This window comes from Spongiibacter sp. C9W, assembly GCF_057370015.1.
This window is the reverse complement of the sequence record NZ_CM170672.1, coordinates 1,406,813-1,421,345: the sequence shown is the minus strand read 5'-3', so window position 1 is coordinate 1,421,345 and position 14,533 is coordinate 1,406,813. Positions and strand designations below refer to the sequence as shown.

Below are 14,533 nucleotides of genomic sequence, written 5' to 3'. Positions count from 1 at the left end.
GGCTGCTCCTTCGCTTGCTATGCGGCGGGCCGATACGCCTCGCCGCAAGCAACAATCTACTGGGTGAGCAAAAATTCCATCAGTGCTTTCTGGGCGTGCAGGCGGTTTTCTGCTTCGTCCCAGATCACGGTATCGGGGCTGTCCATCAGCTCGGCGCTGATTTCCTCACCGCGCTTGGCGGGGAGGCAGTGCATATACAGCGCGTCGGGGTTGGCGTGGGACATCAGTTCGGCATTGATCTGGTATCCCGCCAGTTTGCGACGGCGCTCGGCCTTTTCTTCTTCCTGGCCCATGGATGCCCAGACATCGGTAACCAGCAGGTCGGAGCCTTTTGCCGCTTCGGCAGGGTCGCGGATGATTTCCACGCGGTCGCCAGCGGCCTCGACCAGATCAGCGCGCGGGTCAAAGCCCTCAGGGCAGGCGATCTTCAGTTTGAAGTCGAACTGGATTGCGGCATTGATATAGGACTGGCACATATTGTTGCCATCGCCAACCCAGGTGACTTGTTTGCCTTTAATGTTGCCGCGGTGCTCGACAAAGGTTTGAATGTCGGCGAGGAGCTGGCAGGGGTGGTAGTCATCAGTCAGGGCGTTGATGACCGGCACTGACGAGTACTCGGCAAATTTTTCAATAATGCTGTGTTCGAAGGTGCGGATCATCACGATGTCGCACATTGACGAGATCACGCGTGCGCTGTCTTCAGTCGGCTCGCCGCGCCCCAATTGCGTATCGCGCGGTGACAGGAAGATGGCGTGGCCGCCAAATTGGGCAATGCCCGCCTCGAAAGAAATGCGCGTGCGGGTAGACGCTTTTTCAAAGATCATGCCCAGCACGTAGTTGGGAAATTGCACGCTCTGGCGGCGCTCGCGGTGCTCGGCTTTCAGCTCAATTGCCCGCGCAATGACGTGGTCAAGTTCCGCGGGGCTGAGGTCGTTAAGGGTTAAAAAGTGTCTCAAGGCCATAAGTGGCTACCTTTGCTGCATCGATTGCTGCCTTACGCGGCATCGGACTGGGCGGGCCACTGAAGGATCAGTGGACAGAGGATGTCGAGCAGCGCGTCGACTTCCTGCCGGCTAATAATAAGAGGGGGAAGCAGGCGCACGACCCGTTCCGCAGTAACGTTAATCAATAAGCCCTGGTCGAGCGCTTGTTTAACAAGGCCAGCGCAAGGGCTGTTTAATTCAACGCCCACCATCAGGCCGCGGCCGCGCACCTCTACAACGTGCTGGGCATCGGCTAAGCGCTCGCGCAGACCGGCCTGTAAGTAGTCGCCGATGTCGCTGACGTGGTTGCGCATTTCCTCGGTATTGAGGGTCTCGACGACTACTTGTCCCGCCGCGCAGGCCAGTGGGTTGCCGCCAAAGGTAGAGCCGTGGTTGCCGGGGTGAAACAGCGACGCGGCTTTACCGTGTGCCAGACAGGCGCCAATAGGCAGGCCGTTGCCCAGGCCTTTGGCAGTAACCAGAACATCGGGCAGTACGCCGTCGTGTTGGTAGGCGAAATATTTGCCGGTCCGGCCATTGCCTGTTTGTACTTCGTCGAGCATTAACAACCAGTTGTTGCGGTCGCATAGCTCGCGCAGTTGTTTCAGGAAACCTTCCGGTAATACGTGCAGGCCGCCTTCACCCTGGATCGGCTCCAGTAACACGGCGGCTACGCTGTCATTGTTGTTGGCAATGCTTTCCAGGGCCGCAATATCGCCGAAGGGCGCGCGGATAAAGCCGCGCACCAGCGGCTCGAAGCCCGCCTGAATTTTGCGGTTGCCGGAGGCGGTAAGCGTGGCCAGAGTCCGGCCGTGGAAGGCCTGCTCCATCACCACAACATGGGGGATGTCGATACCGCGCTGGTGGCCGTGCATACGCGCCAGTTTAATGGCCGCTTCGTTGGCTTCTGCCCCCGAGTTGGCAAAAAATACGTTGTCCATGCCGCTGGCATCGCGCAGAGATTCGGCGAGCTGCTGTTGGCGCTGCACATTGTACAAGTTGGAGGTGTGCAGCAGCTTGCCCGCTTGTTCGGTAATGGCTTGTGTAACGCCGGGGTGGGCATGGCCGAGTGCATTGACACCAATGCCGCTGATGCCATCGATATAGCCCTTGCCCTGCTCGTCGAACAGGCGAACACCTTCACCGCGCACAAAGCTGACAGGCAGGCGGCCGTAAGTATTCATCAGTGCGGGCAATGTCATTGCAGCGTATCTCCTCTAGCGGGGTATTTGAGCGAACCCCAAAACGCAAAAGGGCAGCGCCTGCTGCCCGAGAATTAAGGGAGTAATCATATAAGGAAGCTTTTGTAAATTCCATAGCCCGCGGTAATTTGTCAATGGCGCTGGGCGATGGGTCAGCCGTGGTTTTGGGCGAAGCGGGTGCGGCTTGGATGGGGGGAAATTTATTGTTAATGTTTTACCTGAAAACATGGGGGCCGTAAAAGTGCAATACGGCAATCTCCGAGATGTTTGCTATAAGTAGATTGACTCAAAATGCTGCGCCAGTGTTTTTGGTGCCAATAATAATTGTAGTCGGGGAGACTTCTACAGATGACACACAAGCGTATGTTCAAACGATCAAAGCTTGCCCTTGCCATGTTGGCGTTGCCAGTGGCCGTTTCGGCCCAGGACAACGGCAATGTTCTGGAAGAGGTGCTGGTAACCGCGCGGAAGCAGTCGGAAACCTTGCAAGATGTGCCGTTTTCTATTGCGGCGATGACAGAGGGAAAATTAAAGCAGAGTGGGGCGACGGATCTGGAGTCGATGGCGACAAACGTGGCTGGTATTTCGATCCAAAACCTGGGGCCGGGTCAGAGCCAGGTCTCGATTCGCGGTATCTCTGCCGGGCAAATTGTTCGCGATCAGCCCGGCGTTAAAGAGCAGGTTGGGGTCTACTTTGACGAGTCAGTGATCTCGATGTCGCTGTTCACGCCCGACTTGGATTTTTACGACATCAATCGTGTGGAAGTGCTGCGCGGGCCGCAGGGCACGCTGTTCGGCTCCGGCTCGCTGTCGGGCACGGTGCGTTATATCAGCAATGCGCCCAACAGTGACGAGCTGAGCGGCTCTGTGCAGGTGGGCGGTGAAACCGTCGATGAAGGCAGTGAAGGCGGCAATATTAAGGGACATATTAATATTCCGCTTAGCGACACCTTGGCGCTCCGCGCCGTGGGTTACGCTCAGCAATACGCGGGTTACATCGATGCCTTGCAGCCCGACGGAAGCACCAAGGACGATGTTAACGAAGGCACCCGCAGCGGCGGTCGCATCGCACTGCGCTTTCAGCCATCTGACAGCGTGGTTATCACGCCCCGGGTTATTTTCCAGAGCATCGACATGGACGGCTTCAACCGCGAAGACGACTACAATGTGCTTGCCAACCCCTACACTACCAGCCGCCCGGCGGTGACCCTGGGTGATTACGAGCAGTTTACTCAGCTTGAAGAGAGTTTTGAGGACGACTTCTTGCTGGTTGATCTGACCGCCACCATTGATCTGACTGAAGATATGACGCTGACGTCGGTGTCCTCGTATACCGATCGCGATGTGTTGGTGCTGCGCGATGCCACGGCCCTGAACGGTAGTATCACCGGCGGCTCCTTCGGTGAAAGCGAGGCGGTTTATACCCTCGATGCGCCGCTGTATGACGAAACGGAAGCTGAGGTGCTGACCCAGGAGCTGCGCTTGAGTGGCCTGAATGGCCCCGTGCAATGGGTGGCCGGTATCTTCTACAGCGATATCGAGCGTCGCTATGGCCAGTCTCTGCAAGTGGCCGGTTACGATGCCAGTGCGCGCACCACGGCGCCCGATTCCACCGACCCCGGCGAGACCCTGGGCGCGAATGCGGTTGATGAACTGTTCTATTCAGACATTCCCTACGAGCTGGAGCAGTACGCGGTGTTCGGCGAGGTGTCTTATGACCTGAACGAGAAAACCATGATCGTGGTGGGCGCCCGTTTCTTCGATTATGAGGAAAAGCGTACGCTGAACTTTGATGGTATCTACAACGCCAGCGTGCTCGGACAGAAGAGCGATGTGTCGTCGGACGGTGTGTCGCCGCGGGTGATGCTGCGCTACGACATGAATGACGATGTGATGCTCAATGCGCAGGTGTCGAAGGGCTTCCGTTTGGGGGGTATTAACGACCCGCTGAATGAACCTCTGTGTTCACCTGCCGATAAAGCCACCTTTGGCGGTCGCGATGACTTTGAAGATGAAACACTGACGAACTATGAAGTGGGCAGTAAAATGCGCCTGTTCGGCGGTGCGGGTACCTTTAATGTCTCGGCATTCTACAGCGACATTAAAGATCTGCAGGCAACCGTAAACGCGGGTACCTGTTCCTCTCGGATCGTTTACAACGTGCCTGAGGCCCACAGCACCGGGGTGGAAGTTGAGTTCTTCGTGCGCCCGATGAGCAATTTCGAGTTTGGTCTGTCGGCCAGCTACGTGCGCGCCGAGATTGATTCGGATGTTACCTCTACCGACAACGCCAATGTGACGAGCATTGTCGGCGGCATTCGCGAAGGTAATGAGTTGCCAACGGCGCCGGGCTTTGAGCTTGCCGCGACGGCTACCTATTACTTCCCGGTATTCGAAACCTGGGAAGGCTACTTCAACACCACCTATCAAAACGTCGGTTCGCGCTACACCCAGCTTGCGGATCAGGAAAACGGCGGGCGCGGTGTTGCCAGCCTGTACGCCAATGTGGGTGGTCCTTTGACCCAGCCGACCTACGAGTATGATCGCGAGCAGGGTGGTTATCAGATCGTCAACTTGCGCCTGGGCGCGAGAAACGATCAATGGGATACCGCATTGTTTGTGCGCAATGCAACCAATGAACGTGCTGAGCTGTCCTTGGATACCGAGCGCGGCGGCAATGCCCGCGTTGGTCACCACGTCAACCAGCCACGTACCATTGGCTTTAGCGCGCGTTATAACTTCTAGGTCGTCATGGACTGACACATAATCGACTTAACGGCCCTTCGGGGCCGTTTTTGTTTCAGGTGCGTTTGGCGAATGTTGGTGGCTTTGGGGATAATAGTGTTTTGCTAGCCCTAACAGGATGATGGTATGACTCACACCGCCCAGCTCGACCCAGTGAAACTCGGGCTCTTCGTAAGCCGCCTGGAAGCGGTATGCGAGGAAATGGGGGCGGTACTGCAGCGGGCGGCTTTTTCACCCAATATTAAAGACCGGCTCGACTTTTCCTGTGCCATCTTTGATGCCGGTGGCGCGCTGTGTGCACAAGCGGCGCATATTCCCGTTCACCTCGGCAGTATGGCCTATGCGATGGCCGATATTGTCGGCGCCTGCGATTGGTCAGAAGGCGATATGTTGGTGCTGAATGACCCGTTTCTTGGCGGTACCCACCTACCCGATGTCACGGTCATTGCGCCGTATTTTTTGCACGGCGAGTTTCTGGCATTTGTTGTGAACCGCGCCCATCACGCGGATATTGGCGGCTCGACGCCGGGCTCGATGCCCCTGTCAAAAAGCCTGGATGAAGAGGGCGTTGTGATCCCGCCCACGCTATTGCAGCGCGATGGTGTTGTTCAGCGACACCTGCTGGACGAATGGTTTGGCGAGGGTGAGCACGGCGACTTTGTCGCCCAGCTTAGTGCGAACCGCTGTGGCCTGGCGCGCTTAGCCGAGGTTGTCGAGGCGTTGCCGCTGCCGTTTCCTGCGGCCGTTACTCAGTTACAGGCGTATGCCGAGCAGTTGGCGACCTCCCGCTTAAGCGAATTACCGGCTGGGGAGTACCGTTTTCAAGACCTTATGGACGATGATGGCTTTGGTCAGAAAAACCTGACGATTGAGGTGTTGTTGTCCCTGGGGGGCGGCCGGGCGACGGTGGACTTTACCGGCACCGCTGAACAAGTACCGGGCAATATTAACTGTCCGCGGTCAGTGGCTGCGGCGGCGGTGTATTACGCGTTTCGATGTCTGATGCCCAAGGAGGCGCCGGTATGCGCGGGCTTGTTCAGTCCCATTAGTCTTCGTGTTCCCGAAGGTTGCCTGCTGAATGCACGGCGGCCGGCGGCCGTGGCGGCGGGCAATGTGGAAACCTCTATGCGCGCGTGCGACGCGGTATTGGGCGCGCTCGCGCAGGCTCTGCCGGAGCGTATTCCCGCCGCGGCGCACGGCAGCATGAACAATGTGGCGATGGGCTCGTTAGAGGGCGAGCCCTGGCACTACTATGAAACCCTGGCGGGGGGGAGCGGCGGTCATGCCGAGGGCGCTGGACTGAGTGGTGTGCAGTGCCATATGACCAATACGCTGAACACCCCGGTGGAGAGCCTGGAAATGCACTACCCGTTGCGCATTCGCCAATACAGCGTGCGCCGCGGCAGCGGTGGCGGCGGGCGGCATTGCGGAGGCGACGGCCTGGTGCGCGAGTTTGAATTCCTGGCGACCGCGCGCTTTACCTTGCTTACCGAGCGCCGCTATGTCGCGCCCTGGGGCTTGCAAGGGGGGGACGCGGGTCGCTGCGGGGAAAACAGCCTGAATGGCGAGCGCTTACCAGCAAAAGTAAGTGCGCTGGCAAAGCCCGGTGACCGCTTGCGCATTGCCACGCCCGGCGGGGGTGGCTGGGGGCAGGCATGACTTTTCGCGCCGGGAATTGTTAGAATAGCGCTCTGAAATGGTCCGGGCTTTTATTCATCGGTTTGCCGGACGCCGATACGGCAGGTACTCAATGGATACGATCGACGCAATTAAACAGCAAATCGAAAACAACCCCATCATTATCTATATGAAGGGTTCACCCAATCAGCCTCAGTGTGGCTTCTCTGCACGCGCCTCTCAGGCACTGATGGGTTGTGGCGAGCGATTCGCCTTTGTGGATATTTTGTCTAACCCCGATATTCGCGCAAAACTGCCTGAGTATGCTAACTGGCCGACCTTCCCCCAGCTGTGGGTTAAGGGCGAGCTGATTGGCGGCTGCGACATTATTTGCGAAATGTATGAGAGCGGTGAGTTGCAAACCCTGCTGAAAGAAACCTCGGCTGGCGAGGCCGCGGAAGGTTAACGCCTTTTGGCTTGCAAGTACGCCTCTTGAAAACCCGGCCCTAGCGCCGGGTTTTTTGTGCCCAGATATCGGGGATAACGGGGAGAGGAAAGGCGTTTATGAAATTGGTAATGAGAATGCTTTTTATTTGAGTTATTGCTTGCTATTATCCACCTCGAATTAGAACCTGCTAGGCCCACAAAGAGGGGCGGGCAGCATTGGCTATCGAGATTGGAGATACACCGAAATGAAAAAAACGGCGCTAGCAATAGCAATAACGACCGTGCCGATGATGGCAGTTGGTGAGGTTATTGATACTAGGGGCTCCATTAATGATCAAAGTGAGGCTCGCGAAAATCTTAAAATAGAGCACGTCTCTATTATCGGTGAGCGCGTCGAAAAAGTAGCGGGCTCGGCATATGTGGTGGATGAGCTAGAGCTAGAAAAGTTTGAGTACTCAGATATACACCGCATGGTGAAACAGGTTCCAGGCGTATATTTCCAAGAAGAAGATGGTTACGGTCTGCGCGCCAACATCGGTATTCGCGGCTCAGGTAGCGGTCGCAGTGGAAAAGTCACCCTCATGGAAGACGGTGTTTTGATCGCTCCCGCTCCCTATGCGGCTCCCGAAGCCTATTACTTCCCTACCAGTGGCAGAATGTCGGCTATTGAGGTGCTCAAGGGGCCTGAACTGCTCAGGTACGGTCCTTTCACTGTAGGAGGGGCGATCAATCTAATTTCAACACCGATTCCTGAAGAGGCTGAAGGCTTTGTTAACGTTGAAATTGGCGAAAACAGTGCACAGAAGTCCCACGTCCATTACGGGGCAACGCAAGGTCAGTGGGGCTTCCTCCTTGAAAGCTATCAAGAAGAAACGCTCGGTTTCAAAGACATCGATCGTTCCAATCGCGACACTGGCTACGATAAAGAAGATTATGTTGCCAAACTTCGTTGGCGCAGTGCTGAAGGGGCCGAGCACCCGCAGCAGCTCGACCTAAAGCTGAACTATACGGAAGAGCAGTCGAACGCGACATATTTAGGGGTGACCGACCAACAGTTTAAACGAGACCCTTTCCGTCGCTATGGACTCACCGAGCAGGATCAAATGAATACCCGTCAATCGGGTATATCTATTAACTACAACATTGCGTTGAGCGAGTCTGTCGCATTCAACAGTATTGTATACCGCAACAATTTTGAGCGAAGCTGGTTCAAATTAGATCGCGTCGGGGGTGACAGCATATCGGCGCTGATAAGCAAGGCAAATGCGGGTGATGCTGCAGCCATTGGCATTTTAGAAGGTAGCCTGGACGTCGCGGATGTGCGCGTAAAAGACAATGCACGGGAGTACTTTGGGCGGGGTGTTCAGATCGAGCTGACCGGTCAATCTGAGGCAATGGGTGTTAGCCATGACTGGGTACTGGGTATTCGTCGTCATGAGGACGAAGTCGACCGCTTCCAACCGACGACGGTCTTCAATCAGGTCAATGGTAGCTTGCAGTTTGACTCCATTATTCAGCCTAGCTCTAGCAATAACCGAGTAGGGGAGGCGGAAACTCTTTCTCTCTGGTTTGTTGATCGCATTACAATCGGTGATTTTGATGTGACAGCGTCAATTAGACGTGAGGATATCGACACCAAACAAACGCGTTACGGGGATCTCCAGCGCACAACGGTTGCTAGCCGACGCGACAATTCTGTCGATGAGATAATGGCGGGCTTGGGTGTTACCTATAGCTTGTCTGACAACTGGCAGATTTTGGCGGGTGTTCACGAAGGCTTTGCCCCTCCAGGAGGTGGTGCAAGCCGAGGCACTGGCGCAGAGGAAAGTGTGAACTACGAGTTTGGCGCTCGCTACCGCGCAGACCGCTTTTCTGCAGACGTGATTGCATTTTTCAGCGACTATGAAAATACCGTTAATAATTGCTCGGTTGCTAACCCATGCAGCAATGGCGCGAATTCAGGGACCGAGAGTTTTGGTGAGTCAGAAATTCAGGGCTTAGAGGTCAGTTTGCGCAGTGTGCTTGCGCAGGTGCGAGGCATTCAGGTGCCTCTTACAATGGCATATACCTACACTGATGCAGAAGTTACCCAGGATTCTGATACAGGCAGTGTTCTGAAGGGGGACAACCTTCCTTACCTCCCTGAAAATGTATTGAACATCAGCGTGGGCGTCGAGGCCGAGGATGGTAAGAAGGCTTACTTATCAGCTAGCTACGTTGATGAGATGTGTGTCGATAATCAATGTAATCGGAATGTCGATCAGCGATATCGCAGCACTGAGGACTATGTAACGGTTGATTTGGCTGCCAGTATGCCCATCGCGCAGGGTGTCGAGGTTTACACTCGGATCGACAACTTGCTCGACGAGCAAGCTATTGTTGCGCGCAGTCCTGCTGGCGCTAGAGTCAATCTACCGCGCACCGCTTATGCGGGTATCCGTGTAAACTTCTGATCGCTCAAAGAGTGTGGATAAGTTGCCGCGACAAGGGGGTCTTTGTCGCGGCATTTTTATTTGTGCGTTGCATTTGAGAGAAGGCGGCTTCATCTGCGATATTGCGTTGGCTTCATCGCGGGAGTTTGTAGGTTCGCGTCAGAAAAATCTTGGCTTTAAATACAAAGCGGATAGGCGCTTAAGTCAATGGTTTGCACTAGCCGCGGTGCTAGTCTGATGGCCTTGTTCTGGAGGCAGTATTATGAATTCTGTATTGAAAATGTGGCGTAAGTTGTCAGCGTACCCCGGTGGCAAGCTGGCTTTCTCTAAGGCGATATGCATGAAAGCGCCTTACTTCTCCACGATCTCTCCGCGTTTTGAAGAGTTGGGCGTTGGCTATGGCGTTGTGCGTATTCGTGAGCGTCGCTCTATTCACAATCATATTGGTACGGTTCACGCGATCGCGCTTTGTAATCTGGCCGAAGTCGTTGGCGGCATCACCGCTGAAGTCTCTATGCCCAAAGGTATGCGCTGGATCCCCGCCGGAATGACAGTACGTTATTTAAAGCCTGCTAAAGGGGTGCTGCGCGGCTATGCGAGCATGCGCGAGATCGAGGTGGGTGAAAAAGGCGAAGTGCCGGTGCAGGTCGAGGTAAAGGAAGAAGATGGTACGGTCGTCTTCACCGCTGAGATCGGCATGCATGTGTCGCCGGTGAAGCCGAAGAGCTAACACGCAAAAAAAGCCCACTCCAATAAGGAGCGGGCCCTTCTTTCTTAGCAGTGTGACGTGGCGGCTTATGAGTCGCCAAGACCGCCCATAACGGACTGCTGGTAGTTTTGGATACCCACTTTCTCGATAAGGCCCAGTTGCGTTTCCAGCCAATCGATATGCTCTTCCTCAGACTCCAAAATTTCCTCAAGCAGCTCCCGGCTGCCGAAGTCTCCGACTGATTCGCAGTACTTAATACCTTCCTTGAGGTCCGGTACGGCTTTCAGCTCCAGGCTGAGGTCGCACTCGAGCATTTCTTTGGTATTTTCGCCGATCATCAGCTTGCCAAGGTCTTGCAGGTTGGGGATGCCTTCCAAAAATAAAATACGCTTGATCAGCTTGTCAGCGTGTTTCATTTCGTCGATGGATTCATGGTATTCGTGCTCGCCGAGCTCTTTCAGGCCCCAGTCCTCGTACATGCGCGCATGCAGAAAATACTGGTTGATGGCGACCAGTTCGTTGCCAAGTGCCTTATTGAGATGGGCGATAACCTGAGCGTCACCTTTCATTGCTGTGTCCTTAATTATCGTGGCGTATGAATAGCCAATAGTGTGGACGCGCTATGGGGGTGAGTCAAGCTAAGTTGTTGATTTTAAATGGTATGTTAGAAGGGTAAAGCCAATCGTTCTCAATTACTTTTCGTCTTAGGCAACGGCGTAACAGAGGGATTCGTCATAGTTGCTGAGATGGGCGTCAAAAACGCTGCGAGCCAGGGAACCGCACTTTCCGCACTGGCTGGCGAGGTCAAGTTCACGGCGCAATTCACGGAAGCTGCTGGTGCCATTGTCCATCGCTTCTCGAATTTGTGTATCGGTAATGCCTTTGCAGAGACAAACGTACATGTTGCTGGAACCTGTGTGGTGTCGTTGTGTTCAGGATTCTAAAGTTAATGAAAATGAGAATGCTTGTCAATTGTCTTTTTGGGTGTTCGGTATTTTTTGTTGGTGTTGCCATAGTTGCAGGCTATGGGGGCGATTAGAATTTTCAATGGGATTGGTTTGTGACGGCGTGTATGATTGCCGGTCTACTCCTTTTTAAGAGTGCGTGATTGCACTGTCTAATGAAAACAACCGGAGGTAAACATCATGGGTGTACTCGTAGGTAAACCAGCTCCTGACTTCACATGTGCGGCAGTACTTGGCAACGGCGAGATCGTTGATGAGTTCACGCTTAGCGAAGCGGCTAAAGGCAAATACGCGGTTCTGTTCTTCTACCCGCTGGATTTCACCTTTGTCTGCCCTTCAGAGCTGATCGCTCTGGATCACCGTATGGACAAATTCCGCGAGCTGGGTGTTGAGGTGATCAGTGTATCGATCGACTCTCAATTCACTCACAACGCCTGGCGCAACACCGCGATCAAAGATGGCGGCATCGGTCCTGTAACCTACACCATGGCTGCTGACGTGCGTCACGACATTTGCCGTGCATATGACGTTGAAGCTGAAGGTGGCGTGGCATTCCGCGGCGCGTTCCTGATCGATAAAGAAGGCATGGTTCGCTCTCAGCTGGTTAACGACCTTCCTCTCGGCCGTAACGTTGATGAGCTGGTGCGCTTGGTTGAGGCACTGCAATTCCACGAAGAGCACGGTGAAGTTTGCCCTGCTGGCTGGAATAAAGGCGACAAAGGTATGGACGCATCACCGACTGGTGTAGCGGCTTACCTGTCAGAGAACTCTGACAAGCTGTAATACGGCGACTCTGCGGCGCGAGCCGCAAGTTCCTATAAAAAGCCCGATGACCGCAAGGTGATCGGGCTTTTTTGTGGGTGACTGTCCTGGTGACGAGGTGTAAGCGCGTATACAGAACCCCCCGCGCTAAACGCTGTTGTGGCGACGGAGTGGTGAGGTGAGGGGGCGCGGGAGGCAGATACAAAAAACCCCACCGAAGTGGGGTTTTGCAACACGCAGTGTCGCGGGGATTAGGCTGCGAAGTTAGCGGCAGCAAATTCCCAGTTCACCAAGTTCCAGAAGCCTTCAAGGTACTTGGGACGCGCATTGCGGTAGTCGATGTAGTAGGCGTGCTCCCAAACATCGGCGGTGAACAATGGCGTTTGGCCGTCGCGAGCGATAGGCGTGTCAGCGTCGTCGGTGTTAACGATTTCGAGGCTGCCATCGCTGTTTTTTACCAGCCAGGTCCAGCCAGAGCCGAAGTTGCCGACCGCGCTAGCGTTGAAAGCGGCTTTGAACTCGTCGAAGGAGCCAAACTTAGCGTCGATGGCTGCTGCCAGCTCGCCAGTGGGTGCGCCGCCGCCGTTGGGGCTCAGGCTGTTCCAGTAGAAAGTGTGGTTCCAAACCTGGGCTGCTTGGTTGAACAGGCCGCCACTTGCCGATTTGATGATTTCTTCCAGTGACTTGCCTTCGTTGTCGGTACCGGCCGTCAGTTCGTTCAGCTTGGTCACGTAGGCGTTGTGGTGTTTGCCGTGGTGAAAGTCCAGGGTCTCCGCTGAAATGTGGGGCTCAAGTGCGTTTTTGTCGTAAGGCAGTGCAGGTAATTCAAAAGCCATGTGGGTCTCTCCTGACGTTTAGTGGGTGTTTACGGTGTCGAGGGCGTATTTTCGCCCGCGTTATCTCTACGGTGTTGGACGCCGATCTGTGCCGGAGTTCCAATAACTTAATTTATGTCCAGCGCCAGCCGCCAAGGTCTTGCCAGCGGTTAACGATCTGGCAAAACAATTCTGCGGTCTTTTCCGCGTCGTACGCGGCGCTGTGCGCTTCATTGTTGTCAAACTCAATATCGGCCAGTTGGCAGGCCCGGGCCAGTACTGTGTGTCCGTATGCCAGGCCTGACAAGCTAGCCGTATCCATCACCGAAAACGGGTGGAAAGGGTTTCGTTTTATGCCGCAGCGGTTAATCGCGGCCATTACAAACCCCAGGTCAAAGTGGGCGTTGTGTCCTACCAGTACTGCGCGTGTGCAGTCGTGGGCTTTGACTTGCTGACGGATTTTCTTCAGCAGCTCGCCCATCACAGTGACTTCTTTCTCGGCTTGTCGGTCAGGGTGATGGGGGTCGATACCGGTAAATTCAAGGGCGGCGGTCTCTAAATTCGCGCCTTCGAAGGGTTCGATGTTGTAGCTGAGGGTTTCATCGGGCTCGAGGTTGCCCGCGTCATCCATTCTCAACAGGGTGGCAGCAATTTCTAAAATGCCGTCGGTGTGACAATTGAAACCGCCGGTTTCAACGTCAATGACCACTGGCAGGAATCCCCGAAATCGCTGTGCAATCAAGCTTTTATCGCCATTCATTGCTTAAGCTACCTGCCAGCGCAGGGTTTCTCCAGCGCGGAGCGGACGTACCGTGTCGTTCCCCAATGGCAGTGCCTCAGGGGCTTGCCAGTCGGCTTTTTGTAAGGTGATTTGATCCTGGTTGCGTGGTAGACCATAGAAGTCCGGGCCGTGGAAGCTTGCGAAGGCCTCTAGCTTATCCAGCGCACCGGCTGCCTCGAACGCTTCCGCGTACATCTCTATGGCCGCGTAGGCGGTATAGCAACCGGCACAGCCGCAATCGGCCTCTTTGCGATGGCGGCCGTGGGGGGCGGAGTCGGTGCCGAGGAAAAATTTCGGGCTGCCCGAGGTTGCCGCCGCAATAAGCGCCTGTTGGTGGCGGTTGCGCTTCAAAATGGGCAAGCAGTAATAGTGCGGGCGAATGCCGCCGGCAAGCATGTCGTTGCGATTGTAAAGCAAGTGGTGGGCGGTAATTGTTGCGGCGACGTTTTCGCCGGCATTGGCGACGAATTCGGCGGCATCTGCAGTGGTAATGTGCTCCAGAACGACTTTCAGCGAGGGAAAGGCGGCGACAATACGTTTGAGGTGGCGCTCTATAAATTCTGCTTCGCGGTCGAAGATGTCGATATCGGCATCGGTGACTTCGCCATGGACCAGCAGTGGCATACCCTGCTTCGCCATTTCATCCAGTACCGGCCACAGGCCATCGACGTCGGTAACGCCGGCGTCGGAATTGGTTGTGGCGCCCGCGGGATATAGCTTCGCCGCATAAACCAGACCAGATGCCTTGGCCTCGGCAATATCGGCCGGCTGGGTGCGGTCTGTAAGGTAGAGCACCATTAGCGGGGTGAAGCTCGCTCGCTCGGCCGGTATCGCTGCGAGAATGCGCTCGTGATAGGCGCGTGCTTCATCGAGCTTGCGAACCGGCGGGGTAAGATTCGGCATCACAATGGCGCGGCCAAAATAGCGGCTCGCGTCACTAACTGTCTGTGTCAGGGCATCGCCATCGCGCAGGTGGATATGCCAATCATCGGGGCGGGTAATGTGCAGGGTTTGCATGCTTGAGCCTGTGCTGTGTAGAGCCGAAATGCTACAGGATTCAGGGGCTTGATTAAAG

General features: G+C 55.2%; 13 protein-coding genes. 6 read left to right on the top strand and 7 right to left on the bottom strand.

Going from position 1 to position 14,533, the window contains the following annotated elements:
* Positions 1-56: 56 nt before the first annotated feature.
* Together argF and AC2Q8J_RS06760 are read right to left on the bottom strand one after the other, a co-directional pair.
* Positions 57-962, bottom strand: a complete 906-nt coding sequence (gene argF / locus AC2Q8J_RS06765) for an ornithine carbamoyltransferase (protein WP_486452469.1) — start codon at positions 960-962, stop codon at positions 57-59.
* Positions 963-994: 32 nt separating this feature from the next.
* Positions 995-2,185, bottom strand: coding sequence for an acetylornithine transaminase (locus AC2Q8J_RS06760; RefSeq protein ID WP_286694429.1), 1,191 nt, complete (start codon positions 2,183-2,185; stop codon positions 995-997).
* A 348-nt stretch (positions 2,186-2,533) separates the two neighbouring features.
* Here AC2Q8J_RS06760 and AC2Q8J_RS06755 point away from each other — a divergent pair, with 348 nt between their 5' ends.
* From AC2Q8J_RS06755 to AC2Q8J_RS06735, 5 genes are all read left to right on the top strand, one after another.
* Positions 2,534-4,930 carry a TonB-dependent receptor gene (locus AC2Q8J_RS06755; protein ID WP_486452468.1) on the top strand — a complete coding sequence of 799 codons (2,397 nt, stop codon included), beginning with the start codon at positions 2,534-2,536 and terminating at the stop codon, positions 4,928-4,930.
* Positions 4,931-5,056: 126 nt separating this feature from the next.
* Positions 5,057-6,589 carry a hydantoinase B/oxoprolinase family protein gene (locus AC2Q8J_RS06750; protein ID WP_486452467.1) on the top strand — a complete coding sequence of 511 codons (1,533 nt, stop codon included), beginning with the start codon at positions 5,057-5,059 and terminating at the stop codon, positions 6,587-6,589.
* A gap of 91 nt (positions 6,590-6,680) precedes the next feature.
* On the top strand, positions 6,681-7,013 hold the full coding sequence (grxD, locus tag AC2Q8J_RS06745; protein ID WP_204995199.1) for a Grx4 family monothiol glutaredoxin: 333 nt from the start codon (positions 6,681-6,683) through the stop codon (positions 7,011-7,013).
* Between the two features lie 226 nt (positions 7,014-7,239).
* On the top strand, positions 7,240-9,447 hold the full coding sequence (locus AC2Q8J_RS06740) for a TonB-dependent receptor family protein (protein ID WP_486452466.1): 2,208 nt from the start codon (positions 7,240-7,242) through the stop codon (positions 9,445-9,447).
* A 241-nt stretch (positions 9,448-9,688) separates the two neighbouring features.
* The gene (locus AC2Q8J_RS06735; protein ID WP_286694436.1) at positions 9,689-10,156 is read left to right on the top strand and encodes a hotdog fold domain-containing protein; all 468 of its coding nucleotides are present in this window, start codon (positions 9,689-9,691) and stop codon (positions 10,154-10,156) included.
* 65 nt (positions 10,157-10,221) lie between these two features.
* Here the strand turns inward: AC2Q8J_RS06735 and bfr are convergent, their stop codons facing one another.
* Together bfr and AC2Q8J_RS06725 are read right to left on the bottom strand one after the other, a co-directional pair.
* On the bottom strand, positions 10,222-10,704 hold the full coding sequence (gene bfr, locus AC2Q8J_RS06730) for a bacterioferritin (RefSeq protein ID WP_027874451.1): 483 nt from the start codon (positions 10,702-10,704) through the stop codon (positions 10,222-10,224).
* Between the two features lie 135 nt (positions 10,705-10,839).
* Positions 10,840-11,037, bottom strand: coding sequence for a bacterioferritin-associated ferredoxin (locus tag AC2Q8J_RS06725; protein WP_027874452.1), 198 nt, complete (start codon positions 11,035-11,037; stop codon positions 10,840-10,842).
* A 243-nt stretch (positions 11,038-11,280) separates the two neighbouring features.
* Between AC2Q8J_RS06725 and AC2Q8J_RS06720 the strand changes: the two genes are divergently transcribed.
* On the top strand, positions 11,281-11,883 hold the full coding sequence (locus AC2Q8J_RS06720; RefSeq protein ID WP_027874453.1) for a peroxiredoxin: 603 nt from the start codon (positions 11,281-11,283) through the stop codon (positions 11,881-11,883).
* Positions 11,884-12,113: 230 nt separating this feature from the next.
* On the opposite strand, the gene AC2Q8J_RS06715 is transcribed toward AC2Q8J_RS06720, so the two are convergent.
* The 3 genes from AC2Q8J_RS06715 to pyrC form a co-directional block, all read right to left on the bottom strand.
* Positions 12,114-12,698: a superoxide dismutase gene (locus AC2Q8J_RS06715; protein WP_027874454.1), complete on the bottom strand. Its 585-nt coding sequence runs from the start codon at positions 12,696-12,698 to the stop codon at positions 12,114-12,116.
* A gap of 112 nt (positions 12,699-12,810) precedes the next feature.
* Positions 12,811-13,437, bottom strand: coding sequence for a ribonuclease T (rnt, locus tag AC2Q8J_RS06710; RefSeq protein WP_204995202.1), 627 nt, complete (start codon positions 13,435-13,437; stop codon positions 12,811-12,813).
* 3 nt (positions 13,438-13,440) lie between these two features.
* Positions 13,441-14,475 carry a dihydroorotase gene (pyrC, locus tag AC2Q8J_RS06705; protein ID WP_348655288.1) on the bottom strand — a complete coding sequence of 345 codons (1,035 nt, stop codon included), beginning with the start codon at positions 14,473-14,475 and terminating at the stop codon, positions 13,441-13,443.
* Between the last annotated feature and the right edge of the window lie 58 nt (positions 14,476-14,533).